The sequence below is a fragment of the Donghicola sp. genome (genome assembly GCF_025210255.1).
Taxonomy (GTDB): domain Bacteria; phylum Pseudomonadota; class Alphaproteobacteria; order Rhodobacterales; family Rhodobacteraceae; genus Donghicola; species Donghicola eburneus.
Genome location: NZ_JAOARZ010000037.1, coordinates 76,679 through 100,490, shown reverse-complemented (window position 1 = coordinate 100,490; position 23,812 = coordinate 76,679). Strand labels below are relative to the sequence as shown.

At 59.9% G+C, this 23,812-nt stretch carries 27 protein-coding genes; 13 read left to right on the top strand and 14 right to left on the bottom strand.

Annotated features, from left to right (window positions below):
* Window positions 1–29: 29 nt before the first annotated feature.
* From N4A58_RS17250 to N4A58_RS17220, 7 genes are all read right to left on the bottom strand, one after another.
* Window positions 30–449 (bottom strand): hypothetical protein, encoded by a 420-nt coding sequence (locus N4A58_RS17250; RefSeq protein WP_293711853.1) that lies wholly within the window; start codon window positions 447–449, stop codon window positions 30–32.
* Window positions 446–1,780: a FliI/YscN family ATPase gene (locus tag N4A58_RS17245; protein WP_293711851.1), complete on the bottom strand. Its 1,335-nt coding sequence runs from the start codon at window positions 1,778–1,780 to the stop codon at window positions 446–448. Before N4A58_RS17245 ends, N4A58_RS17250 begins: the two co-directional genes overlap by 4 nt.
* Window positions 1,777–2,640, bottom strand: a complete 864-nt coding sequence (locus N4A58_RS17240; protein ID WP_293711849.1) for a FliH/SctL family protein — start codon at window positions 2,638–2,640, stop codon at window positions 1,777–1,779. The genes N4A58_RS17245 and N4A58_RS17240 overlap by 4 nt, the downstream gene beginning before the upstream one ends.
* A complete protein-coding gene (gene fliG / locus N4A58_RS17235) occupies window positions 2,640–3,677 on the bottom strand; it encodes a flagellar motor switch protein FliG (RefSeq protein ID WP_293711847.1) in 1,038 nt (345 codons plus the stop codon). Before fliG ends, N4A58_RS17240 begins: the two co-directional genes overlap by 1 nt.
* Window positions 3,674–5,440, bottom strand: a complete 1,767-nt coding sequence (gene fliF / locus N4A58_RS17230; protein ID WP_293711845.1) for a flagellar basal-body MS-ring/collar protein FliF — start codon at window positions 5,438–5,440, stop codon at window positions 3,674–3,676. Before fliF ends, fliG begins: the two co-directional genes overlap by 4 nt.
* 45 nt (window positions 5,441–5,485) lie before the next feature.
* On the bottom strand, window positions 5,486–5,809 hold the full coding sequence (fliE, locus tag N4A58_RS17225) for a flagellar hook-basal body complex protein FliE (RefSeq protein WP_072708336.1): 324 nt from the start codon (window positions 5,807–5,809) through the stop codon (window positions 5,486–5,488).
* A 68-nt stretch (window positions 5,810–5,877) separates the two neighbouring features.
* Window positions 5,878–7,005 carry a sigma 54-interacting transcriptional regulator gene (locus N4A58_RS17220; protein WP_293711841.1) on the bottom strand — a complete coding sequence of 376 codons (1,128 nt, stop codon included), beginning with the start codon at window positions 7,003–7,005 and terminating at the stop codon, window positions 5,878–5,880.
* A 311-nt stretch (window positions 7,006–7,316) separates the two neighbouring features.
* Between N4A58_RS17220 and N4A58_RS17215 the strand changes: the two genes are divergently transcribed.
* The 11 genes from N4A58_RS17215 (at window position 7,317) to N4A58_RS17165 (ending at window position 18,649) form a co-directional block, all read left to right on the top strand.
* The gene (locus N4A58_RS17215) at window positions 7,317–7,685 is read left to right on the top strand and encodes a hypothetical protein (protein WP_245780429.1); all 369 of its coding nucleotides are present in this window, start codon (window positions 7,317–7,319) and stop codon (window positions 7,683–7,685) included.
* A 117-nt stretch (window positions 7,686–7,802) separates the two neighbouring features.
* Window positions 7,803–9,014: a chemotaxis protein CheW gene (locus N4A58_RS17210; protein ID WP_293711838.1), complete on the top strand. Its 1,212-nt coding sequence runs from the start codon at window positions 7,803–7,805 to the stop codon at window positions 9,012–9,014.
* Entirely contained in the window at window positions 9,011–9,817 is an 807-nt protein-coding gene (locus tag N4A58_RS17205; protein ID WP_072708330.1) for a protein-glutamate O-methyltransferase CheR, read from the top strand. Before N4A58_RS17210 ends, N4A58_RS17205 begins: the two co-directional genes overlap by 4 nt.
* Entirely contained in the window at window positions 9,814–10,959 is a 1,146-nt protein-coding gene (locus tag N4A58_RS17200) for a chemotaxis response regulator protein-glutamate methylesterase (RefSeq protein ID WP_293711831.1), read from the top strand. Before N4A58_RS17205 ends, N4A58_RS17200 begins: the two co-directional genes overlap by 4 nt.
* A gap of 2 nt (window positions 10,960–10,961) precedes the next feature.
* Entirely contained in the window at window positions 10,962–11,492 is a 531-nt protein-coding gene (locus N4A58_RS17195) for a chemotaxis protein CheW (protein WP_072708326.1), read from the top strand.
* A 180-nt stretch (window positions 11,493–11,672) separates the two neighbouring features.
* Window positions 11,673–13,580, top strand: coding sequence for a methyl-accepting chemotaxis protein (locus tag N4A58_RS17190; RefSeq protein ID WP_293711826.1), 1,908 nt, complete (start codon window positions 11,673–11,675; stop codon window positions 13,578–13,580).
* A 69-nt stretch (window positions 13,581–13,649) separates the two neighbouring features.
* Entirely contained in the window at window positions 13,650–14,057 is a 408-nt protein-coding gene (locus N4A58_RS17185) for a response regulator (RefSeq protein ID WP_072708322.1), read from the top strand.
* A gap of 54 nt (window positions 14,058–14,111) precedes the next feature.
* Window positions 14,112–17,537, top strand: coding sequence for an Hpt domain-containing protein (locus N4A58_RS17180; protein WP_293711821.1), 3,426 nt, complete (start codon window positions 14,112–14,114; stop codon window positions 17,535–17,537).
* Between the two features lie 171 nt (window positions 17,538–17,708).
* Window positions 17,709–18,107: a flagellar export chaperone FliS gene (gene fliS, locus N4A58_RS17175; RefSeq protein ID WP_072708317.1), complete on the top strand. Its 399-nt coding sequence runs from the start codon at window positions 17,709–17,711 to the stop codon at window positions 18,105–18,107.
* The gene (locus N4A58_RS17170; protein WP_143095348.1) at window positions 18,104–18,430 is read left to right on the top strand and encodes a hypothetical protein; all 327 of its coding nucleotides are present in this window, start codon (window positions 18,104–18,106) and stop codon (window positions 18,428–18,430) included. Before fliS ends, N4A58_RS17170 begins: the two co-directional genes overlap by 4 nt.
* A 3-nt stretch (window positions 18,431–18,433) precedes the next feature.
* Window positions 18,434–18,649 (top strand): hypothetical protein, encoded by a 216-nt coding sequence (locus N4A58_RS17165; RefSeq protein ID WP_293711816.1) that lies wholly within the window; start codon window positions 18,434–18,436, stop codon window positions 18,647–18,649.
* Window positions 18,650–18,697: 48 nt separating this feature from the next.
* Here the strand turns inward: N4A58_RS17165 and N4A58_RS17160 are convergent, their stop codons facing one another.
* Window positions 18,698–18,859 carry a hypothetical protein gene (locus tag N4A58_RS17160; RefSeq protein WP_177218575.1) on the bottom strand — a complete coding sequence of 54 codons (162 nt, stop codon included), beginning with the start codon at window positions 18,857–18,859 and terminating at the stop codon, window positions 18,698–18,700.
* A gap of 51 nt (window positions 18,860–18,910) precedes the next feature.
* On the bottom strand, window positions 18,911–19,420 hold the full coding sequence (locus N4A58_RS17155) for a hypothetical protein (RefSeq protein WP_293711813.1): 510 nt from the start codon (window positions 19,418–19,420) through the stop codon (window positions 18,911–18,913).
* 164 nt (window positions 19,421–19,584) lie between these two features.
* Between N4A58_RS17155 and N4A58_RS17150 the strand changes: the two genes are divergently transcribed.
* Together N4A58_RS17150 and N4A58_RS17145 are read left to right on the top strand one after the other, a co-directional pair.
* On the top strand, window positions 19,585–20,034 hold the full coding sequence (locus tag N4A58_RS17150; RefSeq protein ID WP_293711810.1) for a hypothetical protein: 450 nt from the start codon (window positions 19,585–19,587) through the stop codon (window positions 20,032–20,034).
* Between the two features lie 8 nt (window positions 20,035–20,042).
* Complete coding sequence (locus tag N4A58_RS17145; protein WP_143095349.1) at window positions 20,043–20,669, top strand: sel1 repeat family protein; 627 nt, start codon at window positions 20,043–20,045, stop codon at window positions 20,667–20,669.
* Here the strand turns inward: N4A58_RS17145 and N4A58_RS17140 are convergent, their stop codons facing one another.
* The 5 genes from N4A58_RS17140 to N4A58_RS17120 all read right to left on the bottom strand — a co-directional run bounded on the left by N4A58_RS17140 (window position 20,670) and on the right by N4A58_RS17120 (window position 23,803).
* Window positions 20,670–21,020, bottom strand: coding sequence for a hypothetical protein (locus tag N4A58_RS17140; RefSeq protein WP_072708307.1), 351 nt, complete (start codon window positions 21,018–21,020; stop codon window positions 20,670–20,672).
* 38 nt (window positions 21,021–21,058) lie between these two features.
* Window positions 21,059–21,364 (bottom strand): flagellar biosynthesis anti-sigma factor FlgM, encoded by a 306-nt coding sequence (flgM, locus tag N4A58_RS17135; RefSeq protein WP_293711806.1) that lies wholly within the window; start codon window positions 21,362–21,364, stop codon window positions 21,059–21,061.
* Between the two features lie 67 nt (window positions 21,365–21,431).
* Window positions 21,432–22,139 carry a flagellar basal body P-ring formation chaperone FlgA gene (gene flgA, locus N4A58_RS17130; protein WP_293711803.1) on the bottom strand — a complete coding sequence of 236 codons (708 nt, stop codon included), beginning with the start codon at window positions 22,137–22,139 and terminating at the stop codon, window positions 21,432–21,434.
* Window positions 22,136–23,266, bottom strand: a complete 1,131-nt coding sequence (locus tag N4A58_RS17125; RefSeq protein ID WP_072708303.1) for a hypothetical protein — start codon at window positions 23,264–23,266, stop codon at window positions 22,136–22,138. Before N4A58_RS17125 ends, flgA begins: the two co-directional genes overlap by 4 nt.
* A 3-nt stretch (window positions 23,267–23,269) precedes the next feature.
* Window positions 23,270–23,803 carry an LPP20 family lipoprotein gene (locus tag N4A58_RS17120; protein ID WP_293711800.1) on the bottom strand — a complete coding sequence of 178 codons (534 nt, stop codon included), beginning with the start codon at window positions 23,801–23,803 and terminating at the stop codon, window positions 23,270–23,272.
* Window positions 23,804–23,812: the final 9 nt, after the last annotated feature.

Below are 23,812 nucleotides of genomic sequence, written 5' to 3'. Positions count from 1 at the left end.
AACATTGCAAGAGCAGTGCCAAGTCGGGGTCAGCGCGGTGAGCGACCGCGCTCTCCCAGACGGCTATCTTCTTTGGCGTCGGCTTCGGCACGGGCTTCGCGGCGGGTTTCCACTGCCTTTTCGCCATAGATGCGAACGCGCTGTTCGGCTTGGGCCACGCGACCACGCGCTTCGGCCAGGCGGGCCGCGCTTTGTTCGCGCTGAACTTCGACATTGGTCAGCTGCTGCGCGATGGCGTTGCCGAACCACATGGTCGAGGCCAGCTGCGCCTTGGACTGGATCGCGGGGCGCTGGGAAACTGACTCGTCCAACAGGTTCTTCAGTTGGTTTGATTGCGCCTCGGCCCGTGCGGCTTGCTGCGCAATTTGCCCCAACTCTTTGCTTTCCTGCCCCAGTTTCGCTTTTTCTTTGCGGACCATCAGGTCCATCAGCTTTTCCTTGCGGGTCATCCGAGAGCGCCTCCGGCGAGATTAAGAAGGGACTTGCGGCTGTCGACGAAGTTCGACTTTTCGTCGACGGGCTGCTGGATCAGGGTCTTGATGCGCGGCCATGTCTGGACCGCTTCGTCCAGTTCGGGGTCCTGACCGGGTGTGTAGGCGCCCATCAGCATCATGTCGCGGTTATCCATATACAGGCTGATCATCCGGCGCAGTTTCAGTGCGCCGCGTTGGTGGTCCTTGTCCACGATGTCGTTCATCACGCGGCTGACCGACTGGGGAATGTCGATCGCGGGATAGATGCCCATCTGCGCCTGCTTGCGCGACAGAACAAGGTGACCGTCCAGAATGGCGCGCGCAGTGTCCACCACGGGATCGTTGGTGTCATCGCCGTCGGCCAGAATGGTGTAGAAGGCGGTGATCGACCCTTCGCCCTTCAAACCCGGTCCAGCGCGTTCGATCAGCGTGGGGATCATCGAGACGACCGAGGGGGTGTAGCCCTTGGCAGTGGGCTGTTCACCCAAGGCCAGACCGATTTCACGACGGGCGTGGGCGCAGCGGGTGAGCGAGTCCATGATCAAGAGGACGTCTTTGCCCTTGGATCGGAAGTATTCGGCGATTGCGGTGGCGCGGTTCGCGGCCCGCAAACGCAGCAGGGGCGAGCGGTCGGCAGGCACGGCCACGACGCAGGTTTTGTGCGCGTTTTCGCCGTGCATGATATGTCCGACAAAGGCGCCGACTTCTCGGGCACGTTCCCCGACCAGGCCGACGACAACGACGTCTGCATTGGTGTTCTTGGTCATCATTTCGATCAGGACCGACTTACCGACGCCAGAGCCTGCGATGATGCCGACGCGCTGGCCGCGGCCAACGGTCAGAGCGCTGTTGATGATGCGTACGCCCACGTCCAGAACCTGATCAACAGGCTGACGGGCCAGCGGGTTCTGCACCTTGCCAGCCAGCGGCCAACGAATGTCGCCCTGCGGGTTCGGGCCATCATCCAGCGCGTGACCTTCGGCATCAATGACGCGCCCAAGCAACGCTTCGCCCATCAGCGCGTCGTGGCCACCGTCCAAACGACGCACGCGGGCACCAGAGACGATGCGCGCACCGGGGGTGTCCAGAAACAGCATGTTGCGCCCGTCGCGGAAACCCACGATTTCGCCCTGCACGCGGCTGCCATCCTCGGTTTCAACTTCGCAGATCGCGCCGGGACTGGCGGGAAAGCCTGTGCATTCGAGGATCAGTCCATCATAGCGCAGGACTTTGCCGCTCATTTCCGGTGTCGGTTTGACAGCCAGATCATCCAGAGTGCCGGTCAGAGAGGTCAGCAAAGAGCTCATTTCGCGCCTTTCTTGGTCAGGCTGTCGGTCAAAGAGATGTCGGGCGTGCTGATGCCAACATCGCCGCGGCGCAGATTTGCGTCCGCGATCAGACGGCTTTGCTGCACCACGGGCGCTTCGGACAGGAAGGGGGAGACTGCGTCCAGATCCTTGGGGCTCAGGCGGATGGTGACGTCGCTGACACCGGCTGCCACGGTTTCAACAAGCGCTTCGATCTTGTTCACAAAGCGGGCAGGGGTGGTGTCGATCTGCACGCCCGCGCGGTCGGACGCCAGTTTGCGCACTGCATCGGTCAACTGTTCGCGCAGGCCAGCCAGCGCGTCTGTGTCGGGCGTCATCAGTCGATCCGTTGCAGCGATGAATGCATCGCGCGCCTCGGCGAATTGGGCCTGCGCCTCGGCATAGGCCTCTTCGCGGGCGGCGGCGATGGCGGCCTCTTCGTTCATAGGCTCCGGCTGTGCCTCGGGCTCTGGCGCGGTCAGGGCCGCTTTGGCTTCGGCCTCGGCGAGACCAGCCTGATAGCCCTCAGCCCATGCGGCTTTGCGGATCGCCTCTACGTCGATCTGCTGGGCTGCGGGCTGCGCGCTAGGTGCGTCTGTAGCGGGGGCCTCTTGGGGCGCAGCGTTCGTTGATAGCTCGACCTGATCTTCGGGGAGTTCGTCTGACAGATCAGGCAGTTCATCTTCGGAGACCGCAACAAAGCCCTTGGGGCGGAAGTTTTCGGGGCTGGCAGACACCTTGGTCGGCAGGCCTCCGGTCTGCACGAACCCTGACTGATCAGCTTCGCGGATCAGGCGCATGATGTCTTCGTGGTCGAGTGCGCGGTCGAGCGCAGGGTTGGGGCGCGACTGCTGGGACATTAGACCATCTCCTCACCGCCGCGACCGGCCAGCGTGATTGTGCCTGCGTCGGCAAGGCGGCGCGCAACGGCGACAACCTGTTTCTGCGCCTCTTGGACGGCGGTAAGCCGGATCGGGCCCATGGCCTCCATCTCGTCGCGGATGTTGGCGGCGGCGCGGGTGGACATGCACGACAGCAGGCGGTCGGTGACGTAGTCGTCCGAGCCTTTGAGTGCGACCGTAAGGATTTCGGCGTCGATTTCGCGCAGCAGCGTCTGGATTGCGCGGTCCTGCGACTTCACCAGATTGTCGAACACGAACATGTTGTCCTGCAGCGTCTCCATGAGGTCTTTGTCCTCTGTTTTGATCGCCTTCATGATCCGCTGTTCCATGTCCTGCTTCGCGAAGTTCATGATACGAGCAGCAGAACGAATACCGCCGATCTGGCTGGCGCGCAGGGTGGTGTTCGCCTTGAATTTGCGCTGCATGACCTGTTCCAGCTCTTTCAGAGCGTCAGGCTGCACGTTGGTCAGGGTCGCGATGCGGAAGATGATATCGGGCTGGACGTCCTCTGGCAGAAGACGCAGTACCTCGTTGGCCAGCTGCGCGTCGATGGACGCAATGACCAGCGCCATGATCTGCGGGTGTTCGTCCACGATGAGTTCCGAGATCGCCTTGGCGTCCATCCAGTCGAAAATCTCGATTGGGTGATCGGCGGTCGAGCGCGTGATGCGCGACAGAACCGACTGCGCTTTGTCCGGACCCAGAGCTTCGTGAAGGACGGAGTCCACATAGGCACCTGCGCCAATGCCGATGTTGGTCTGCTCGTTCAGCTCACCCAGAAACTCATCGACGACGGCGGCGATGGTCTTGTGGTGGATCTGACGGACAGAGTACATCGCGGCCCCCAAGTCTTGCACCTGTCCGGGTGTCAGTTCCCGTAGGACCGACGCGGCGGCAGCCTCTCCGAACAGGAGCATCAGAACCGCGGCGCGCTGGGTGCCGTTCAGTTCGGCCAGCTGGGTGTTTTCCTCATTCACGGGGACCAGAGCGTTCATTTCGAGATCTCCTTGTCACGCTCGATCATCTGCTGGAACACAGCAGCAACGCGGGCGCTTTCGACTTCGGCCAGATGGCGCAGCAGGGTAACTTTTTCTTCGTAGGTCGCGGCTTCGTTCTTGAGCAGTTCGCTCTCGGGACCGCGCGGTACAACATCGCCTTTGGCTTTGTCGGACTTGCCGTTCTTCTTGCCTTCGGCGGCGCCCTCGGGGGCATCCTGTCCCGCGAGACGGGCCCGCAGAGTGGACAGGGTGTCGCCTTCGCCAACTTCGACAGTGTCGGCTAGAGCGGGGCTGATGCCATACTCCATGGGCTTGGGCAGCAGGCGGGACATCAGCGGGCGGATAATCCCGAGGATGACGATCGCCAGAGCCACCAGCTGGGCCAGAATGCGGCCAACGCGGGGCAGCCATTCAGCTTCGTACCAAGGGGCCTCGTAGACATCGAAGGTGTCGATGAAGGGGCTGGACGACACGGTGATGATGTCGCCGCGCGATTCATCGTATCCAACTGCGGTGCGGGTCAGAGCCTCGATCTCGCGCAGGACGGCCTCGGGCAGAACAGCGGGTTCGGTCGGGTCGGCACTGGTCGGTGCGCGCAGCAGCACGGCAGCGTTCACCCGAGTGATGCGGCTGGACTGCGGAACGATGGTTTCCACACGGCGGCTGACTTCGTAGTTCTTGGTCGACGAGGACGAGCGGTTCTGCAGGGTCTCGTTCGATTTCGAGCCTGCACCGGGCTGCTCGGCGTCCAGATCCATTTCTTTGGGCGGGGTGTTCGACACCGCGCCGGGGATGCCGCCAGCTTTGCCGTTGCTGCTCTCGTCCAGCATGCTCTGCTCGCTGCGCAGGGCGGTCTGGTTCGGGTTATACTGTTCGTTCATCACCTCGGAGCGGGTGAAGTCCATGTCCAGTGTGACCTGAACAGCTGCGTTACCAAGGCCGACGATGGGCATGATCAATGCTTCGATCCGCTGACGGAACAGAGTTTCCTGCTCGATCCGCTGGCGGGTCTGCTGGTCGGTCTGCGCGGTATATTCGTCTTCGGTGTTGTTGGTTAGCAGGCGGCCGGTCTGGTCCACGATAGACACGTTGCTGCGGGGCATGCCGGGGATCGACGTGCTGACAAGGCTGACGATCGCGTCAACCTGGCTCTGGCCCAGAGTGTGGCCGGGCGCGACCTGGACGAAAACCGAGGCGCGGGGCGGCTGGCTGTCGCGGACAAAGGCGGTGCGCTCGGGCAGAGCAAGGTGGACGCGCGACTGGGTGATCGATTTGATTTCCGAGATCGAGCGCGCCAAATCAAGCTCGTGCATACGGCGCAGACGCGCGCTTTCAACGCTGCGGCTGGTGCCCATGGGCATGTCGGTGATGGTGGACAGACCGTCAGGGGTGCCTGCGGGCAGACCTTCGGCAGCAAGCGCCATGCGGGCCTTGTACAGATCGCCCTTGGGGACTTCGATCTGGCCATTGGCGCTGTTGATCGTGGCAGCAATGCCCTGACCATTCAGCAGCTCGATGGCTTGGGTTTTCTCAGAGTCCGGAAGGCCGGTGTTCAGGGCGACCTGACCGGAGGTGTTCAGGAACATGTAAACCATTAGACCCAGCACGGCGGCCGAGACCAGCACGATGGCGGGCATAGCACGGCGGATGCCGGGTTGATCTGTGACGCCTTTGGTCCACGCGAGCGCGGCTTCACCCTTGGCGACCAGTTCGTTCTTCTGGCCGCTTACGGGTACCGGTGCTGTCGATGTGTCAACCATGGTGTGTCCCTGTCTTCAAACTTATTACGATGCTCTGGTCTGCAATCAGACCGGCATGTTCATGATGTCGCGATAGGCGCTCAGAGCCTTGTTCCGGACCTGGAGGGTCATCTGGAACCCCAGCGAAGCGACTTGCTGTTCAACCATCACCGAAGCGATGTCGTCGGTCTTGCCGGTTTCATAGGCCTTGGCAGCGTCTGCCGCGTTGTTTTGTGCCTGTGCGACGTTATTGATCGCGTCGTTGACCCGATCCCCAAACGAAGGACCTTCATTGCCCGAAGGCTTGAGGTTCTGCGTCGGGTTGGTCGACGACGTCGTAGAAGAAAGAGGGAGTGCGCCGAGTGCTGATGTCGCTCCGGAGATGCTCATGTCTCTGATCCTCTGGTTAAAGTTGCCTGCTCGATTTTATTTTTTTGGGGCGGGGAGGCGGGGCTGTCTTACGCAGCCTCTGCCATCATGGGTGCGGGCATCAGGCCCGGACGTCCGTTCAGCATGATGTCTGCGCCAGTGATCTGGACGCCGTCATGCAGAACCAGTGCGCGCTGGATCACGTTCTCCAGTTCGCGAACATTGCCGGGCCAGCTGTGGGCCATCAGCACGTCGCAGGCTTCTTCGGTCAGAACGGGCAGGGTTTCACCGCAGTGACGGCGCAGCAGTGCAGCAGCCAGTGCAGGGATGTCCTGTGCGCGCTCGGCCAGCGACTGGGTTGCCAGGGGGAAAACATTCAGGCGGTAGTACAGGTCTTCGCGGAAGGTGCCGGCCTGCACAGCCTCTGCCATGTCGCGGTTCGAGGTGGCGATCACGCGGATGTCCACGGCGCATTCGTTCTGCGAGCCTAGCGGGGTGACTTTCTTTTCCTGCAGGACGCGCAGCAGTTTCGCTTGCAGACCCAGAGGCATTTCCGAGATTTCGTCCAGCAGCAGGGTGCCGCCGTCCGCTGCGCGAACGATACCTTTGTTTGCGGTCGAGGCGCCGGTGAACGAACCCTTCTCGTAGCCGAACAGGATGGCTTCGAGCATGTTCTCGGGGATGGCTGCGCAGTTGATCGCGACAAAGGGCTTGTCTGCGCGGCTGGAGTGATCGTGTACGGTGCGGGCCAGAACTTCTTTGCCGCTGCCGGTGGGGCCGTTGATGAAAACGGTAACGTCGGTGCGGGCGACGCGGGCGGTCATGTCAATCAGGGCGCCGGTCTGTGCGTCTGCTGCGACCATGCCACCATAAGGAGCAGCGATCAGATCCGACAGCATCAGGACGGGGCCGTTGCGCAGCGCGTCGGTCGAACCTGCGGGCAGATCGAACCGGATCATGCGGCCACCCAGTTCTTCGGTGATGGTCAGCTCGGTTGCAGCCTCGTCTACAATAATGACGCGCTTGGCGCCTGCAGTTTTGGCGGCTTCGACGATGCCACGCTGGCCGCCCATTTCGGCTTCGGCAGCGGCCGATGCGACATAAGTGGTGGCTTTGGTATCCGCGGCGTTGCTGACTTTGGCACGACGACGCTTGAGCAGTTCGATCAGGCCGGTGGCAGCGATGAAAGCAGTCTCGTTGATCAGAATGTCGGTCATGGTGGTCCTCGTGTTGCTGTTGGAAACAAACAAGGCAGGAGTCGTGCCAAACTCGAAAAAAACGAAAAAAATTTCAGATCGGCCCTAAAACGGAGCTCAAACTAGCCGATACTCACAGTGATAGCCCAAGAGGCGATGTCAGAACCCCGTCACTGGGGTTGGTATATCTGACACCCGACGGATTCTCGACACCTCGTTAGGTGCATCGAGGCGGCCCTTCGCATATCCTTTGCACCCTTCGACCATACCCGAACCGCTTTGCCCGTCAAAGGGTTACCCGTTCGGATATAAAGTCCACCTTCAAAAGACCTATGAAAGAATCTGAAGCAGGGCCGTTAACAGACTCAGTTGCCATTATTGAAAAGGCGTGGGCTGTCATGTTGTCGAAAACCTATCATCTTAAGTTCCCGAGTCTGGATGCGGCGCAGATTGCAGCCCCGTTCGTGACCGAGACTCTGGGGAATGCGATTCCCAATTGTAATATGTCCGGTCTGACCGTGCTGATCAGTAAAGAGGGCGACATTTCCGTGAATGTCTTCTTTCCGTCGGCGGTAGAGCTGAAAGCTTTTGAGAAAAACCACGGCGGTTTTGTCGATGCGATGAAGTCGACTTTCTTGTTCCGGTCGACCGGTTTCGACGGGGTCTGCATTTTTAATTTCGATTCAAGCGACGCGGCTTAACCGCTTTGCCCCGGACTCGGCACGGGGCTTGCAGATGTGATGACGAGGCAGTGCGCGCTGGCAGATTTCTGACTGTGCCGCTCGTAAAGAATAACCAAGCTAAGTGAGAGAGGCGCGATGAGCGCAAATCCTGAGCCTACAGCAGACAAGTCCAGCGGCGGCGCGCTTCTGCGCGTTTCGTCGGACAAGATCGGTCGTCTTATGGATCTCGTTGGCGAGCTGTCGCTGAGCGTGTCCGAGACTGTAAATTCACCTGATCTCGCGGGGCTTGACCTTGTCGGGTTCGATGCTGCCGCCCACCGTCTATCCATGATCGTACGCGAAGTGCAGGACGCCGCAACCGAACTGCGTCTGGTTCCTGTTGGCGAGGTCTTTCGCCGTCTGAAGCGCATGATCCGCGAACTCGAGCGCGAAACCGGCAAGATTATCGATCTGGATATCGTCGGTGCCGAAACCGCAATCGACAAGCTGGTTGCGGATAAACTCTATGACCCACTGCTCCACGTTGTCCGGAACTCTGCCGACCACGGTCTTGAGCCGCCGGACGAGCGCGTAGCCAATGGGAAATCCAAAAAGGGCATGATCCGTCTGGCTGCGCAGCAAGTCGGTAGCGAAGTGCGCATTCAGGTGATCGACGATGGTCGCGGCCTGAACCGCGAAAAAATCCTCAAGATCGCTCGTAAACGCGGATTTTTCGGCGAAACCGAAGAGCCCGAGCCCGAGCGCCTGTGGAAAGTCATCTTTGAGCCCGGATTCTCGACCGCAGAGAAAGTCTCGACCCTGTCGGGGCGCGGCGTGGGCATGGATGTTCTGAACACCACAATGACCGATCTGCGCGGCCGCATCGCCGTGGACTCCGAAGAGAACAATGGCACCACCGTGTCGCTGCACATTCCGGTGTCCTTGGCCTTTCTCGACAGCATTCTGCTGCGACTGGGGCACCAGCTGTTTACCGTGCCTGTTGATGACGTTGCCGAAATCGTTAAACCCGGCATGTCCGATCTGGTTGGTGTGTCCGCCAGCAAGGGCACCGAGATGCTGAAGCTGCGTGGCAACTTCATCCCCGTTCTGCGGCTCGAGAAGTTCTACGGCAAGAATGTCGACAAGATGTCGCCGCTCAATGACATGGTGTGCATCGTCTTTAATACCGCGCGCGGCACAATCGCCGTGCCCGTGGACGAAGTGTTGGATCGCCAGCAGGTCGTTATGAAACCTCTGGTCGGCTCTTTGGCCAAAGTACGTGCGAGTTGGGGCTGTGCGCTCTTGGCGTCGGGTGAAGTTGCAATCGTTCTCGATTGCGAGCGCCTTGCATCTGGGGAAGAGCGATGACCGCAGTCGATCAAACCGGATATGAGCAAATCAGGAGTTGGCTGTCGCATCGCTGCGGCATCAATTTTGCCGAGAACAAGCAAGACCTGTTGCGGCAGCGTCTGGCGCGTGTGACGCGCCGGTTCGAATATTCGGATCTGAATGGCTTGGCGCGGGACCTGCTGAACAACCCGCCCCAAGATGTCGAACTGGCTGTCATGAGTGCGGCGTCGACCAACCATACCTACTTCTTCCGCGAGCCAGAGGTTCTGGACAACTTCAAGAGCATGATCATTCCGATCATCGCAGAACGTCCGGAAATGCGCGTCTGGAGTGCCGCCGCGTCGACCGGTGACGAAGCTTATACCGTCGCGATTATGATCGCCGAGGCTTTGGGCATGGGCGCGCTGAAGCGTCTGCGCATTCTGGGCACGGACATCAGCGAACCCGTTGTGCAGCGCGCCGAGATGGGCGTGTTTCCGCAGCGCCAGTTCGCGCACACCGATCCAATGATCCTGCGCCGCTACTTCGAGCCGACGGGCATGGACCAGTTCCAGATCCGTCCCGAATTACGGGAAAGCTGCACCTTCCGCCGCATGAACCTGAAGGCGCGGCCCTATCCGTTCATTCATCCGTTCCAAGTCGTGTTCTGCCGCAACATCCTCTATTATTTCGACCGCGAGGATCAGATCGGAACGCTCGAAGCAATCTACGACGCGACCGAGCCTGGTGGCTGGTTGATAACCTCTGTCACAGAGTCCATTCGCGATCTGGGATCCCGTTGGGAACCTGTTTGTGCAGGCATCTATCGGAGGCCCGCATGATCACTGAGCGTCCTATCCGAGTCTTGATCATCGACGATTCCGCGCTGTTCCGCCGGTTTCTGGCCCAAGGCATCAAGAGCGACCCTGAATTCGAATTGGTCGGCACTGCTGCAAACGCAGAGCAGGCGCGCCAGTTTATCGGCATCCGTCGTCCTGATGTGATCTCGCTGGATATCGAGATGCCGCAGATGGACGGTCTGACCTTCCTCAAGGAAGAGATCTCCAAGGATCCGATCCCGACGGTCATCGTGTCTTCACAGACCTCGAACGGCGCGCGCGCCACGATCGAGGCGTTGCAGGCCGGTGCTGTGGATGTGCTGCCCAAGCCTCAGATGGTGGCTGGACAGGATATTGCGGGGATCACCAGCCAGATCCGCGTCAGCCTGAAGGCGGCGCGCCACGCCCATATCCAAAGCGTGGGCGACCCCAGACCTGCGCAGCGCCGCACCATGTCCACGGCAAACCACCCGACGGCGCCTGCGAATGCGTATTCCTCGAACCCCTCGCAGAATGCGCGTTGGGTGTTTGCAATCGGTGCCTCGACCGGGGGCGTTCAGGCACTTGGCACGCTTTTGGCACAGCTGCCTGCTGATGCGCCGCCAACTGTCGTCGTACAACATATGCCCGAGGGCTTTACGAATGCGTTTGCGCGTCGTTTGAACGATATGTGTCAGGTCGAAGTCCGCGAGGCACAGCACGGAGATTTGCTGCGTCAGGGACTCGTCCTTCTGGCCCCCGGAGGCGAACGCCACATGGTCGTGAGACCAAGCCCGAATGGGCTGTGCGTGGTCCTGAACGAGGGTGAGCCTGTGTGTTACTCGCGCCCCTCTGTGGACGTGATGTTTGCTTCGGTTGCCAACTACGCGGCCCCCAATGTGACCGGTGCGTTGCTGACGGGGATGGGCCGCGATGGCGCCCAAAGCCTCGGAATGATCCGCCGTGTGGGCGGGCGCACATTCGCGCAGGACGAGGCCAGTAGTGTTGTGTGGGGTATGCCCGCCGCAGCCTGGGAAGCAGGTTCGGCCGAGTCTCTGGTTTCGCTGAATAACATGGCTGGGGTGATGATGTCCTCGATCGGGATCGCACCGCCTCCGCTACCCGAAGAGAATATTTTTTCCAGGCCTCTCAGGAAAGGAATCTGAAGATGACTGCACAAGTTGCAACAGACGCCGTGAACGAAGCACGGATGGCAGTGGACGAAGGGGTTGTCGAAGCGGAAAGCATCGACAGCATGTACCTGACCTTTGCCGTCGGCGAAGAAGACTACGGCATGTCGATCGGCATGGTGACCGAGATCGTCGGCATGCAGCGCATCATGGTCGTGCCCGATGTGCCCGATTACATCAAGGGCGTAATCAACCTGCGCGGCAAGGTCATTCCGCTGATGGATGTCCGTCTGCGTTTTGGCATGAACGAGCGCCCCTATGACGACCGTACGGTTGTCATCGTTCTCGAGGTTAACGACGCGCCGATGGGCCTGATCGTGGACCGCGTGCGCGAAGTGATCGATATCCCCGATGGCAATATCGACAGCGCGAACAGCTTTGGGTCCGGCGACGGCCGCAGCGTCGTGAGCGGTCTGGGCCGTGTCGACGAGCGCGTCGTCATCCTGCTGGATGTACCGCTGCTGGTGTCCGACATGGACGTCATCGCACCCAAGCTCGCGAAGTCCTGATCGGATGGCCCGCGAGTCCACATACGCAAGCCGGATCGTCGAGGCGCTGCGGCAGCGGCTCCGACGGGCGACGGCCCCAAGAGAGGCCCGGACCGTCCCTCTGTTTGCGTATGCGAGCCGCGGGCGGAACCCCCTGAGGCCCAAGCAGTCTGAGACGCTCGGAAGGAGGAGAACGGAAGAATGACCGAAGAGAACAAACCAGTTCGCAAATCCCCGACGCGCAGAACGCCGCCAAAGACCACTCAATCCGCGGCGAAATCGACAGAAACCGGCCTCAGCGCCACCCCCATTGAACCAGTACCCGCTCCCCAAGACGCGGATGTTCCACAAAGGACCGAAGAAATGAACGCCATTCAGAAAGACAAACCCGCAGCCGGTTGGCAAAAAGTTGCAGCTTCTGGCGTGCTCTGCCAGCTGCGCAGCCCCGTTGCTCTGGTCGATGGTGACAAAATCATCCGCTACGCAAACAAGGCGTGTGGTCAGCTGATGTCGACGCATGAAGCCACCTTGAAAGGTGCCATTCCTGCGTTCTCGGCTTCGGGAATGGTGGGGACGAATATCGATATCTTCCACCAGATTCCCCAGAAGCAGCGCTCGGCTCTGGATAACATGACCGGTGCGACGGATGTGCCGATCCGCATGGACGGCTTGGCGATCGACGCGATCATCTCGAAGCACGAGGACGACGGTGAGATCTATTTCATGGTCGAATTCACCGACGTCACCAAAGATGTGGCCAACGAAGAAGGCATCCGCATGTTCATCAAAGAGATGAACGACATGGCGATGGCCCACGACGCTGGTGATATTGACGTGTTTATGGACGGGAGCAAGAACCCCGTGGCCCGCTTCCGCGACGCGGCGATGATGGTTAATGAGATGGTGCGCGCTCACATCAACACCAAGACCACGGTAATGAAAGTCTTTGATGCCTTTGGTCAGGGTGACTTCGATATTGCCTATCCGAAACAGCCTCGTAAGAAAGCATTCTTGCACGAGACCGTCGAACGCCAGCGCGAGAATTTCCGTTCGCTAACCGACGAAATCGAAAGAATGTCGGATGCAATCGTGTCTGGTAATCTCGACATTGTCGTAGATGCTTCGAAGTTTAATGGCGAATACGCACGGATCGTGCAGAGCTTCGAGCGTGCGTTTAACCACCTCGACAATGTGTTCAGCATGTTCTCGGGTCAGATCGAACAGATCGCGGGCACCTCGGGCCAGATGAACGACGCCTCGCAAAAGCTGGCCACCAACAGCCAGATCGCATCGTCGTCGGTGGACGAAGTGTCGGCTTCGGTCGAAGAAACCGATGCACAGGTCCGCGCCAACGCGTCGAGCGCCCAAGAAGCGTCGAAGTTGGTGCAGGCTGCAGCGCAGGTCGCCGACGTAGGTAACCAGAAAATCGCACAGATGGTCGAGGCGATGGAAGGTATCAACACCTCTTCGCAGGACATTGCCAAGATCATCAAGGTCATCGACGAGATCGCCTTCCAGACCAACCTGCTGGCGCTGAACGCTGCTGTGGAAGCGGCCCGCGCAGGTCAGCACGGCCGCGGCTTCGCGGTGGTTGCTCAGGAAGTTCGCAACCTGGCTGGCCGCTCGGCCAAGGCAGCGCGCGAAACCTCTGATCTGATCGAGAGCTCGGCAAGCCGTGTGACCTCTGGTGTGCGGATCGCAAGCGAAACCAGCGAAGCGTTCAGCCAGATCGCAGGCGACATCCAGAAGGTCCGCGATATCGTGTCCGAGATCGACCAAGCGTCGGGCGAACAGTCCCGCGGTGTGGCGCAGATCAACGACGCAATCGGCGAGATCGCCAAAGCTGCACTGGCCACCAGCCAGCAGGCCGAGGAACTGGCATCGACCAGCTCTCAGATGACCTCTGCTACCACACAGATGCGTAACGAGATCGGTCGCTTCAAGTTGCGTGAAACTCAGAAAACCATGGGCGGTATGCCTGACCTCAGCAACCTCTCGCCGGAAATGATGGCCCAGATCACCAAGATGATGGGTGGCAAGATGGCTATGGCCGGTTCGGTTGGTGCGTCGAACGCAGACCGCGACGAGCGTGGCTTCGGAAATTTCTAAACTGACACTGTGCCGAGCCAAGACCGGCTCGGCACTCTCCCCCAATCGCCGATTTTTGGAGAACCTCACATGCCATACAAAGTAATGATCGTAGATGACGCGGCGATGATGCGCCTGTACATCTCCAGCTTCCTCAAGACCCTCCCTGATTTCAAAATGGTTGCTCAGGCAGCCAACGGTCAGGACGCGCTGGACAAGCTGTCGGACCACGAAGATCTGGATTTGATCCTCTTGGACATCGAAATGCCCGTCATGGACGGCCTAGAGTTCCTGCGCCACGCCAAGCTCAAGACCCGCGCCAAGATTTGCATGCTGTCCTCGGTGACCGTGTCCGGCTCTCCTCTGGCGGCCAAAGCTCGCGAACTGGGTGCTGATGGTGTTGTGACCAAACCCTCGGGCACTGTGTCTCACGACCTCGAAGAACGTGTTGGCGACGAACTGCGCCGCGTGATGCGTTCGCTGGTCGAAGCGGCCTAACTGGCCGCCCCGCTCGCTCTTTCCATGAATCTCGTTGCATCAAGGAAGTAGACCATGAACGACGAAATGGACGAAATCTGGGAACTCTACGCAGACGATGGTGCGCAGGCCCTTGATGCTATGGAAGAGGCGCTCGAGTCGTTGCAGGACGGCGAGGGTGACCCCAAGGATCACATCGGTGCTCTGTTCCGCGCTGTGCATACCTTCAAGGGGAACTCCCGTGTTCTGGGTCTGGCGACCGTAGAGAGCCGTGCCCACGTTGGCGAAGACCTGATTGGTCTGGTCCGCGATCAGGGTGTGCCGCTGAATGCCGAGATTCTGGATATTTTGATGCTGACGGGGGACACCCTCCGCGGCATGCTGGACGAAACAGCTGCCACCCGCGCAGACGTTGACCCCGGCCCTTCGGAAAAACTGCATGAGGATCTGAAGCGCATGGTAGCCAAGTATTCTGGCGAAGGCGGTGAGGAAGAGGCTGCGGCCTCCACCGAAGACGCAGCCACCGAGGCTGCCACTGACGAAGAGGATCCTGCGCCGGCTGAAGTCGAGGCAGAAGCTCCGGCTGCGCCTGCTGCACCCGCAGCGGATGATCCGATGGCATCGATGTTCGCTGCGCTGGACGACTTGGGTGACGCGCCCACGAACTACGGCGATGACGACGATCTGTTCGGCGAGATGGAGGACGGTTCCGACGCCCCTGCAGAGGACGAAGAGCCCGAAGCAGCGGCAGCTCCGGCAGAGCCCGAACCGGCCCCCGAGCCCGAGCCTGTGATCGAAGCTGCGCCCGAACCTGCCCCGGCTGAGGAAGCGCCGGCAGAAGAGGCTGCGGCCGATGACGCGTCGCCCTCCGAAGCGGCCAAGCGCTTGCTCGAGGACAAGGTCTATCACAAGATCTACAGCGACATGGTCGCCGAAACGCTCGAGCATTTCGAGAAAACGCTTGCAGATGCGCCTGGCGACATGCCCGCCGACACCATCAAAAAGGGTGACGGTCTGGCCTATGCTGCAAAGCAGCTGGGTCTGGATGATTGGGTTGCCGAGATCGACAAGCTGAAGGCTGGCGAGGGCAGCGCGACGGACGTGCTCACTCAGGTGATCAAGCGGATCAAGCAACTGCGCAAGCGTGATCTGGGCATCGGCGGCGACGATGTCGAGGATGACGCACCCGCAGCGGCCCCCGCGCCCGCAGAGCCTGCCCCGGCGGCAGAGGCACCTGCAGAGCCTGCTCCTGCACCCGAGCCTGTCCCTGCGGCAGCAGCGGCACCTGCAGCACCCGCTCCGGCACCAGTTGCGCCCGCAGCGGCGGCGGCAACCGACAAGGACTCCACCACCAAGGTGCTGAGCGACCTGTCGGACATGTTCAAGCGTGTTTCGGAAACCGGCATGCGCTTTGGCGGGGCGAACAAGCCTACCGGCAAAGAATTGGACGAGCTGAGCCAATCGATCATCAAAATGGTCGAAGAGCAGGGCTATGTGCGTGTGACCCGCGCTGCCGAACTAATCGCAATGGCGACCACGGCAACCAGCTTCCGCGCTGCCGAACTTCAGTTCTACGAAGAACTGGCCGCTGTTGAGGCGGTCCTGCCCCAAGGCGCGGTGCCCGAAGATCTGCTGACCCCGACTAAGTTGCTGCGTATCTGGGGTGCCGACAACATCTTTGATACCCTGACCGAACTGCGCACAGGGCTCGAGGAAAACAACGGCCAAGGCGAGACTTGGTTTGTCGGCTTCGAAGGGCTGATGCGCCGTGCGTTCCACGCCTGTAACTATTTCCGCATGGAGACAGCGGCTCAGCTGACCATGGCGCTGATCGACTTGTTCGCACGTGTTCGCGTGGACGGGGTCAAGCCGGACGTCATCCTGATCCAGATCGCCCGCGGCTTTGTAGATACGATGGAGCTGGTTTTCGACGCGCTGGATCAGGGGGACAACCCTGATACGAGTAAGATCGAAAAGCTGTTCGAAGAAGCATCGACCGTCTGCTTCCTTGCCTCGGGCATGGTGACGGCCAAGAGCATCGAGCAGCGTCTGGGCCTGCCCAAAGAGTTCCACCGCGTTCTGTCGCCAGACAGTGTAAAGAAGGCGCAGTCGGCGATCGAAGCGGGTCTGAACTTCCACGTGATCCGTGCAGACTTGAACGATGACGAAGATATCGCGCAAGCGTTTCTCGATTGGGTGTCGTCCAAGCAAGCGCGCATGATCACCAACGTGACGGTGTTCCAAGACGACATCACCCTGTTTGACTTCTTGGTGGCGACCACGCTGCCGGATGATCATCTGCATGAAACGCTGATCCAGATCGACCCCTCGTCGACCAAGTTGTTCAGCACCATGCGTCTGGAAGTCCAAGAAGAAGAGGGCGCAACCCAACAGGCAGCGAGCGACGATCCGATCGACTTTAACGTTGCGATGGGATCGGGCGGTGATGGGCTGCGTCTGTTGGAGACCATTGGCGAGATTAGCTCTGGTCAGGCGATGGTCCAGGAAATGGTTCGCCAGATGGCGATGTCCGACCTGATGCAGGAAATCGAGATGAGCATCCAGCATTCGGATGCTCCGCCGTTGAATGCACGTCACCGCACCATCCTGCGGGACGTGATGGACAACCACATGGGTCGTCTGCAGCAGCTGGCCGAAGCGGAAACGCAATTGGCCAGCCAACTGGGGCAGTTGCAGGAAGAAAGCGTCGCGATGCGTTCGCGTCCTGCGAACGTCTTGCTCAAGCCGCTGGCGTCCTTTGTGGAAACGATGGCGCGCAAGCACGGTGGAAGCGCGCGCTTGTCGGCGGCGGGCGGCGAAGCGATGCTCGATCAGACTATGATCACCGATTTGCGCCACTTCCTGAAGGCACTGGTGACTCTGCGTATGGAATCTGACGCCAAACCGGCCAAGTTCCACATTTCGCTGGCGAACGAAGACGACCGTGTGGTGGTCGATCTGAGCGACGACGGGGCGTTTATCGAAGGCAATGCTGATTTTGCAAAGCTGGTCGAAGACGTAAAGAGCAAAGGCGGCGCGCTGAAAACAACGTCCATTCCCAAGGGCGGTCAGCGTTTCCACCTCAGTTTGCCGCTGCACATGATCGTTCTGGACGGCATGGTCGTTCGGGTTGGCGATGTGCGCTACGTGCTGCCGATTGAATCGATCCAGCGGATCCATCAGGGCAAAGACGTTGTTCCTGTCGTTGCCGCTCGTAACATGGCGATGCTGCGGTTGGACGACGGGGACCTGATCAAGATCCAGCCCCTGTCGAACGGCAAATTCAAGAACGGCGACAGCCCAGACGGCCTCTATGTGATTGTGCGCTATAACGACATCCGTCGCGCAATCCCGGTCGACGAGCTGCTGGGGCAGCAGTTGGTCCTGCTTCGTCCGCTGCGCGGTGTGCTGTCTGGCATGCGCGATCTGTCGGGAATTGCGATCCTGACCGGCGGTGACGTTGGCATGGTTCTGTCTGTCAGCAGCTTTGCCTCGGCATAACTGCTTGATATCGGACTCTTTTTGGCCACGCCCCTCGGGGCGTGGTTTTTTTATTTTTTGACAAACACTTAACTCGGCCAGAACAGGCAATTTGGCCTAAAAGATGCAAAGGAATTGTCGTTGAATTTAACACGACGATGGAAGCGTCAGGGAAACTGAAGGAGCATCAAAATGTCCATTGCCCTAGCACGATCGCGCTATCGCCAAGCCCAATCCGCGAACGCGGCCGAGGTCGACAATCCGCACGAGATTATCCTTGTTACCCTACGAGAGCTCGAACGGTCCCTGTCGGTTTTGGCGACCTCGTTCGGCGAAGGAGTGAAGGCGCCGGACGAACATACCAGCCGCGCCCTAACGGCGATCTACATTCTGCAGTCCTCTTTGGACTTTGAAAAAGGCGGCGACATCGCAACAAGCCTGTTCCAGCTGTACGAATATTCGCGCCAGCAGATCCTGGCACTGATGCGCCGCGATCCCGAGGCACAGATTGTTGCGGCCCGCGATTGCATCTCGGACGTGATGTCTGCATGGCGCCAGATTGGCCCCGAAGTCGGGGGTAAACCGTCGTGAGCAGTGATCTGGTCCGGCATATGACATCGGCCCAGTCGCTCGAGCGGCTGTCCGATATCGCGCAACGCCTAGAGTTGGCCGCAAACGCGGGCGCTCTGGACGAGGTCGCGCGGCTGGACCACGAGCTGCGGTGCGCGGCGCTGGCGGTTGTTGGCACGGTGCCAAAGGGCGAAGCCCCGTTGGTCGAGCAGCTGGAATCCGTCAGAGATGCGCTCAAAGCAATCGAGCTTGCGATATCGTCGGTGAAGCTACAGCAAAAACAACTGAAACATAAAATAGACCAGTCACGCCGGTTGCGTCTGGCCTACAAGCGCAAGGATTGAGCCATGGCATTGCTCGGTAAACCCTGCCGTTCCTGCATGCGCATTCGCGTTTTCATGATGTGTGCGCTACCCATCGTGATCCTGATCGGCCTGCGACCCGAGGGCATGGTCCGTCTGGCTGGCTTGGTGCCTGATGCGGGCTGGATTGCAACCGCTATGATGGTTGTTGGTAGCATCAGCTTCGTAGTCAAATACAGAAAATACAAAAGCCAGAGCTGAGGGACATCCTCAGGTCTGGCTTTGATCTTGTCACGGATTGTGTGGGGGTTAACCGATCCGCAGAGGTGTCTTGAGTGCTTCGACCAGCGAAGTGAGCGACACACGCTTGCGGTTCCGAGGGGCACCGTTCTTATCGCAGAAAACGGTTTCCACCATCATCACAGGCGCGGGCGTGGCGGGTGCGGTTTTGGGGTCGTAGATCATGTTCATGGCAGGGTCTCCTGTGTCTCTTAATGGAAACCCTGCAAGAGGCGGGCCAATTTAGCCGCCTATGGTGAAATTCAGGATCAGTACCTCGTAAACCGGATTTGGGCGGTCTTCAGAGGTCAGTTCGACGTTCATTTTGTCGCGGATCACCGCAGGCAACTCAGCACGCAAATCCTGCCAGTCACTGTCCGGAGGCATCTGGTCTACCAGATCCTGCACAGCGTCCGTCATGGGCGCCATAAGCGGGCCCGGATTATTCTTAAGCATATCGTAGACCTTTTTGCCGACGTCCTCGCGGATCGCGAGCCCTATGTTGATCAGGACGGTCCCGCCAAGCTGGGGCAGGGTCGCTTTGATCGGGTTGATGATGTCGATATAAGTCCGATCCGGCAGGTCCTCTGTCTCTTCTTCCAACACCTCTTCCTCAACAATTTCAGGTTCGGGAAGATCGGGTTTGGCTGTCAGAGAAAAGTACAGACCGCCGCCAAAGGCCCCGACCACAACAATGGCGGGGAGGATGGTCAGCAGGATGCTGGCTTTGGATGAAATCGGCTCGGCCGACATAGGCGCGTGCCTCCTTGGGCTTTTCAAATCTGCAAAAGGTTGTGCAAGGCAGGTGCCAAACCTGTTAGACTTTAACGCAGGGCTAAAAAATTTCGGAAGATGACCGAAAGATAAATACAAGAGCACTGCACCCGTGACCCACATCGGGGCAAGAGAGGACGTAGATGGCATTCGCTATGAAATGGGCGCTGGCCCCATTCAGGCTTTTGTTTGGACGTGGCGTACGGACGCCCACGGCGGAGGTGCTGCCTGCGGATCCGGACTGGACGCCGCCCCCTGCGGCAGAAGCTCAGGACACCTTGCCCGCCGAAGAATTTGTGCTTGTCGAACGGATCACCCGCCTGATGACGCTGGACGAGATCGAGCGTCACCTGCCTGACATTTTGGGCCGCGCGCTAGCGCGTGGCTGGATCGACAAACCCTTCCAATCGGCGTTCATGGATGACCCCAAGCGGATGCTGGCGACTTATGATGTGCACCTGCCAGACGCGGTCGAGATCGAGGTCGAGACCGAGCCAGGAAAGCGCCCGCGGATTGTGGTCTACCAGATCAGCCTTGGCGGCCGGAAGCGGCGGCTCTTGTATCTACAGCTCGTGATGATGGCGGGACGATGAAAGCAACTTTGACCAGAACACTCAGCGCAGCGGCCTTGGCTCTGGCAGTGGCACTGCCTGCTTCGGCGGACCAGTTCGACGAAGCGATGGCGGCCTTCAAGGGGGGTGACCTAGACCGCGCTGTCGTGCTGTTTCGTGATCTGGCCGATCATAACGATGGTGCCGCACAGGCCAATCTGGCCGTGCTCTACGCGATCGGGCAGGGCGTTCCGCAGAATGACCAAGATGCCTATTACTGGGCTTGGCGATCGCGGTTCTCGGGAGAGAAGGCGGCAATCGACATGATCAAATTGCTGCGTGAACGCCTGACCGAGGAAGGCCGCGCCGACGTAGCTGCGAGGCTGATCAAGGATTTGACGGATACGGCGCTTCGCGGTGACCTTGGAGCGCTGACCGCTCTTGGCCGCGTTTACAACGAGGTCAGCGAACCCTCGCAAAAGGCAGAAGCCCTGTTGTGGTTCACGGTCGCGGCTGCGTTCGAGGCCCCTTATGCGGCGCTCTTCCGCGAAGGCGTGAGCCAGGAGATCTCAAAACAAGAGCGCCTGACCATTCAGGCCCGCGCTCGTCAGTTGTTTACAGAATGGTGTGGTAAGTTGCCGGAAAACAAGTTGCCGGCAACCTGCAACAAGAGTTGATTAGTGGCGGCGGAAAGCCTGCATTGCCACCAGTTCATCGGCTGAAATGCCAGTCTGGCGCGCAATCTCGGAGCCGCTTTCCCCTTCACGGGCCATGTTGATGGCCTGATCAATCATGCGTTCGCTGGTCAGCCACTGGATGTCCGAGCGCATGTCTTTAATCTCGGTGGCAATTGCTTCGATCGTTGCGCCAATCTTGGCCTGTTCCTCGGCAACGTTTGCCAGGACTGCCTTTTCGGCTTTGGTCGCGGATTTCTGGGCACGCTTACGGCGCAGGGCGACATAGGCACCACCCGCCAGAAGAGTGGAAACTGCTGCGGCGGTGGTCAAAAGGATCAGTTCGCTGGTCACGTTCGGGATTCCAGTTTTATTGCTTCGAGTTTTTGTTCTTAGAGCATCAGCTCACGGTAGCCTTCGAAGAGGCTGTCCGTGATCCGGTCCAGATCGACAGGGTAGTTGCCCTGCGAAATGGCATCCTTGATGCGCTTCACGGCTTCGACGTCGAACGGCGGGTTCGTTTCGTCGACGCCAGCAGGCATCTGGGCCACAGCGGCACTAAGCGACACGCTGTCAGTTGCAGCGGGCGCGTTGACGCTCGTTGAACCCTCGGCACCTTTGGAGCTTTGGGCGGGCGTATCACCCTGCGTCTTTTGAATTCGGGCGCGGGCGAGGGACGGATTGATGGAGTCTACCATGACGTTCTCCTCGGGTTTAGACAGAAACAGGCATACAAATACTCTCGGACAGTACAACGACGGATGGCTAGTTCATTTTAGCCGCCACTCGTACTTTATTGCGTTCGGTTACGATGGCTTTGACGAGCCTGTCGCTTCCTACATTCCGTACTGCAATTATCTGGCCACGTTGGCCGTTCTCGGCTGCAATTCCTGATGCTAAGATCAACATTCCTGCAGCATTGTAGACAATTGCGACGGGTGTCCCTTCGGTAACCAACCAGTTGTGTTCCAGATGACGCGCCAGAACAGGGCGACCCTCGCCCAGATTGACCGTCAGAGTGCGGCCAATCACAGAGTTTGGATCTGTCATCAGGCCATCTAACGACCCATCTCGGACAGGTTTTAGAGTCAAATGTGTAGGTTCGATCACCGTTCCGGCAGCCAGACTTTCGGTCAGGGTCAACACGGGAATACCGGCGGGTTCGGCGCGCGTGGTGCGTTGGGGCAATGCGCCCGCCGATGCAGAGGTCCGTACAGAGCGGCTCCAACTGCGGGGGGCGGCGCAGCGCAGTTCGACGGTGCGCCAGTCTCCGCTGCGGGGGCTCACCGCTGGCGCATCTGCACAGGCGGGAAAGCCGCGCATCTGGCTGACTTGGATTTGCCCGTTCTGACCGGCAGCGACCATCGCCTGACTAACCAGATCGGTCACTTCGGTCGGGCTGATCCCATCCGCATAGGGGGAGGCCATTGCAACCGTCGGCATCAAAGCTAGAAGAAGTGCGCGCAGTTTCACAGGCCAGCCTCCATGAAGTACACCAGACGTCCGGCAAAGCTAGAGGCGCTGCGGGTCGGGTCGAGGGGGCGCAGAACGGCGCGGTTGTTTTCCAGCTTGGTGATTTCGAGCAGGCCAAAGCTGTCGTTCGGGTCTTCGAGCACGGCAAGAGCGCCGCGTGTGATCCCGTGACGGGCGCCGACAGGCACACTCAGGGTGTTGCTGGCGTAATCGACGCGTGCGGCAGGTGGCTCACATCCCAAGGCGCTGAGCACTTGGTTGAATTCGTCACCAACGCCGCGCAGCAAGAGCGCTTCGGTCGTGGTGCGGGTGCGCAGTGTCAGACCGTGCAGGGTGGTATTCTTTGGCACAGGCGCCGCGCGCTGGATGCGATGGGTGCGGATGTTGCCGTTGCTCTCGCGCATATCGATGTCGATATTCAGCACAACCGTTTGCATTCCGTTTTGCAGCGCAACATCGCCGTTGAAGGTCACGCGCAGCACGTGGTCACCAGGTACCGAAGAGGGCGCGGTGCCACGGGTCAGGCTGTTGTAGTCCATTCCGCTGGCGCGCACGGTGCTGGACTCGCGTCCGGTGCTCGCCATCACACGCTCTAGCCGCGTCGCGGGGTTGCGCTCGATGGTGTAGAGCATGTCTTTGTAGACTTCCTGCGCCATGGGCAGGGTAAAGGCAGGTACGTGGGGCGACATGCGATAGGTCGGCGCGTGGGCGCTGATCACGAGGCTCCGCTTGCTGCCGCAGTAGCCTGCGGGCACGGGACCGACCAACGCCTGTACGCGCACTTGCCACAGATTGCCGTCGAAATTCGAGGACAGGATTTTGTGGCGCATCACGCGCCCTTTGGCGAGCATCAGTGCGCGGTCGGCGACGATGTTGCTCTTGTCCATGAAGGTGTAGCCGCGGATGGTCGCACCGCCTTGCAGGCCAGCGTTGACCAGCGCGTCGATCAGGGCACGGCGCTTGGCGCTGTCCTGACTTTCGCCGCGGGCGGGCGCTGCGTGGCCCCAAGCCTCGATCCAGACAGCCTGATCATTCTTGGTCGCGGCCGATACGGGCAGCGCAAGAGACAGCAGAACTGTGGCAATGGTGGCCAGACGGATCAGCAGAGCGAGGGGCGAAGGGATCATGGCTTAGTTCCCGGTTTTAGCAGCTTTGACGATGTAACGGACAACGTCAGGGTCGAGGGTCAGGACAACTTCGAAAGTGTCGCTGCTCTTGGGCTTGATGCTGGTCGTGCGGGCGCCGCGGATTTCACCGTCGACAAGGCCGCGAATGTAGTCACTGCGCAGCACCATGTCGTTCACGGTCGAGGTCGAATCCAGACGCAGACCGTGCACCTGTTCGGTCAGATCGCGCATCGCCTCTAGGCGGGCAGCGCGGATCGCCATCAGGCGCTTTTCATTGGTGGTTTTGCCGGGTTGGCCTGCCACTTGCGAAAAGCCCATGCCGGTGAGCGGCACGATCTCTTCGGCCTTTTTGGCGCGGGCCATCATGGCGGGGGTGTTCTGGTCAATCGCGTCCTTCAGTTCTGCCAGCTCGCGGGTCTGCGGGGCAGGGTCCGAGGGCAGGTCCTGAACTGCGCGATGGGGCATTTGGCAACCTGCCAGCGCCAGTCCGATGCTGGCGGCACATGCAAGGCGCATGAAAGAGGGGGTGGTGGGCATCAGGCTCTC

What these genes read in the sequence shown, in the direction of transcription:
- N4A58_RS17250 (WP_293711853.1), bottom strand. Translation starts at nt 449, where the DNA reads ATGACCCGCAAGGAAAAGCTGATGGACCTGATGGTCCGCAAAGAAAAA.
- N4A58_RS17245 (WP_293711851.1), bottom strand. Translation starts at nt 1,780, where the DNA reads ATGAGCTCTTTGCTGACCTCTCTGACCGGCACTCTGGATGATCTGGCT.
- N4A58_RS17240 (WP_293711849.1), bottom strand. Translation starts at nt 2,640, where the DNA reads ATGTCCCAGCAGTCGCGCCCCAACCCTGCGCTCGACCGCGCACTCGAC.
- fliG (WP_293711847.1), bottom strand. Translation starts at nt 3,677, where the DNA reads ATGAACGCTCTGGTCCCCGTGAATGAGGAAAACACCCAGCTGGCCGAA.
- fliF (WP_293711845.1), bottom strand. Translation starts at nt 5,440, where the DNA reads ATGGTTGACACATCGACAGCACCGGTACCCGTAAGCGGCCAGAAGAAC.
- fliE (WP_072708336.1), bottom strand. Translation starts at nt 5,809, where the DNA reads ATGAGCATCTCCGGAGCGACATCAGCACTCGGCGCACTCCCTCTTTCT.
- N4A58_RS17220 (WP_293711841.1), bottom strand. Translation starts at nt 7,005, where the DNA reads ATGACCGACATTCTGATCAACGAGACTGCTTTCATCGCTGCCACCGGC.
- N4A58_RS17215 (WP_245780429.1), top strand. Translation starts at nt 7,317, where the DNA reads ATGAAAGAATCTGAAGCAGGGCCGTTAACAGACTCAGTTGCCATTATT.
- N4A58_RS17210 (WP_293711838.1), top strand. Translation starts at nt 7,803, where the DNA reads ATGAGCGCAAATCCTGAGCCTACAGCAGACAAGTCCAGCGGCGGCGCG.
- N4A58_RS17205 (WP_072708330.1), top strand. Translation starts at nt 9,011, where the DNA reads ATGACCGCAGTCGATCAAACCGGATATGAGCAAATCAGGAGTTGGCTG.
- N4A58_RS17200 (WP_293711831.1), top strand. Translation starts at nt 9,814, where the DNA reads ATGATCACTGAGCGTCCTATCCGAGTCTTGATCATCGACGATTCCGCG.
- N4A58_RS17195 (WP_072708326.1), top strand. Translation starts at nt 10,962, where the DNA reads ATGACTGCACAAGTTGCAACAGACGCCGTGAACGAAGCACGGATGGCA.
- N4A58_RS17190 (WP_293711826.1), top strand. Translation starts at nt 11,673, where the DNA reads ATGACCGAAGAGAACAAACCAGTTCGCAAATCCCCGACGCGCAGAACG.
- N4A58_RS17185 (WP_072708322.1), top strand. Translation starts at nt 13,650, where the DNA reads ATGCCATACAAAGTAATGATCGTAGATGACGCGGCGATGATGCGCCTG.
- N4A58_RS17180 (WP_293711821.1), top strand. Translation starts at nt 14,112, where the DNA reads ATGAACGACGAAATGGACGAAATCTGGGAACTCTACGCAGACGATGGT.
- fliS (WP_072708317.1), top strand. Translation starts at nt 17,709, where the DNA reads ATGTCCATTGCCCTAGCACGATCGCGCTATCGCCAAGCCCAATCCGCG.
- N4A58_RS17165 (WP_293711816.1), top strand. Translation starts at nt 18,434, where the DNA reads ATGGCATTGCTCGGTAAACCCTGCCGTTCCTGCATGCGCATTCGCGTT.
- N4A58_RS17160 (WP_177218575.1), bottom strand. Translation starts at nt 18,859, where the DNA reads ATGAACATGATCTACGACCCCAAAACCGCACCCGCCACGCCCGCGCCT.
- N4A58_RS17155 (WP_293711813.1), bottom strand. Translation starts at nt 19,420, where the DNA reads ATGTCGGCCGAGCCGATTTCATCCAAAGCCAGCATCCTGCTGACCATC.
- N4A58_RS17150 (WP_293711810.1), top strand. Translation starts at nt 19,585, where the DNA reads ATGGCATTCGCTATGAAATGGGCGCTGGCCCCATTCAGGCTTTTGTTT.
- flgM (WP_293711806.1), bottom strand. Translation starts at nt 21,364, where the DNA reads ATGGTAGACTCCATCAATCCGTCCCTCGCCCGCGCCCGAATTCAAAAG.
- N4A58_RS17125 (WP_072708303.1), bottom strand. Translation starts at nt 23,266, where the DNA reads ATGATCCCTTCGCCCCTCGCTCTGCTGATCCGTCTGGCCACCATTGCC.
- N4A58_RS17120 (WP_293711800.1), bottom strand. Translation starts at nt 23,803, where the DNA reads ATGCCCACCACCCCCTCTTTCATGCGCCTTGCATGTGCCGCCAGCATC.